This window comes from Dyella sp. ASV21 (assembly GCF_016428975.1).
Lineage (GTDB): Bacteria > Pseudomonadota > Gammaproteobacteria > Xanthomonadales > Rhodanobacteraceae > Dyella.
The window spans coordinates 1-1,452 of record NZ_JAELTT010000151.1; the positions used below are offsets into that span (position 1 = coordinate 1).

Consider the following 1,452-nt stretch of genomic DNA (forward strand, 5'->3'; position numbering starts at 1 on the left):
ATCGATCCCACATCATCCCTATCTGGGCGTCGGTGTAATAAATCTTTGGTCGCTGGGACATCTTGCAACACTCCCGCTGCTCGCGCAGTCTTTAGTGTGTTGCAACGACCGGCTGAAACCGCAGTCGGTAGCGGACCTTACCCATCCCCCTTACGATGTCCGCTGTGGGTCGGAAGCGGTCGTCCGTCATGAGCCGTTCGCAGAAGAGTTTCTCGAGGCGTGCCGACGCTTCAGTACCAGAAACGCCAGCACGTACAGCAAGGTGACCTGAATCATTCCAGCTAGCGTCAACATCGCGACGTCAACGTATAGCCAAGGAAAGATGGGCTGCGCCCAATGTTCCAGCCTCATCGTTGCCACTGACGTCGGCAACGTCACAAGATACAAGAGCAATTCGGAGCTGGTAAAAAACTCGCGCCTCTCGTTCATCGAGTTCCAAACGGCGCCCCAAGACCAAATGGTAAATAGCGCCACGAAGAAGGCGTACACCGGCGTCAGCGCACGCAAGAATGTCCTCATTGCCTTCTTCCCCTGCCTACATTCTTACCGGATTGCCGATGTCCGCTGTGGGTCGGTAGCGGACGCTCAGTCCTGACTTCCGCGAAACCAGGCGGTCGCCACTATGAATTTCTCCGCATCTTCTGGAGATGCGAAAGGGCCAACCAAGCTCCCGGAATGCCTATTCTTGAATGTGGTCCCTTCCAACCATTCCTGCTCGTCGAGGTATGTCTCACCATTGCGGAATTCCAGCACCGCAGCTGCTCGCTTGCCGTCCACGCTGTAGAGCGTGAATGCGCTTCGATATTCCAGACCTTGCAGTGAAGATTGATCCATTTGCCGCCTCACATTCCATGCGCATGACTGGCTAGGCATACACGACTAGCCGTTCAAAAAGGTCCGCTTCGGGTCGGAAGCGGTCGTTCCATACTCAACTGTCTGAGACCCCATCGGCACGTCTATTGGCGAACGGCGGCGGTGCTGATCTTGCCCGCGCCAAGGCCTGTTCGAACGCACGAAATATCAGATATGCACCAAGCGCTCCAACTACACACTCTACGTAGAGACACGCGCTAGCGAGATAGAAAAGAGTCCAGCGACTTTGTTTGCTCAGGGCTACCGCGTACGGAGCCACTTGGACCAAGCCATAAATCAAGCCGAAAATTTGGCCTGTTGCTGCGACTAACAGCGATCTATGGCCGGTTCGTCTGTACGTCCGGATTTGCAGAAACAAGAGGAAGCAGCCGGTCAGAAACACCAGGATAATCCCGGCCCAAGCTATCTCATGCACCATCTGATTCCCTTCATATTAGAGCCTAGAGATGTCCGCTCCGGGTCGGTAGCGGACCTCACGAAAATGCCTAGTGACGCAGGTTGTTGAAGGCGGCAATCGCCAGCCACGCGACAACAAGCGCTGCAATTCCCACCCATTGGATTCGACCCTGGGATTGTGCG

At 55.2% G+C, this 1,452-nt stretch carries 2 protein-coding genes; both read right to left on the reverse strand.

Annotated elements, in window-relative coordinates:
• Positions 1-186: 186 nt before the first annotated feature.
• Positions 187-507 (reverse strand): hypothetical protein, encoded by a 321-nt coding sequence (locus JHD67_RS21330; protein ID WP_199101150.1) that lies wholly within the window; start codon positions 505-507, stop codon positions 187-189.
• Positions 508-585: 78 nt separating this feature from the next.
• Positions 586-834: a hypothetical protein gene (locus tag JHD67_RS21335; protein WP_199101151.1), complete on the reverse strand. Its 249-nt coding sequence runs from the start codon at positions 832-834 to the stop codon at positions 586-588.
• Positions 835-1,452: the final 618 nt, after the last annotated feature.

Bases quoted from the DNA above. Each gene is read 5' to 3' on its own strand.
- JHD67_RS21335 (WP_199101151.1), bottom strand. From the start codon at position 834: ATGGATCAATCTTCACTGCAAGGTCTGGAATATCGAAGCGCATTCACG.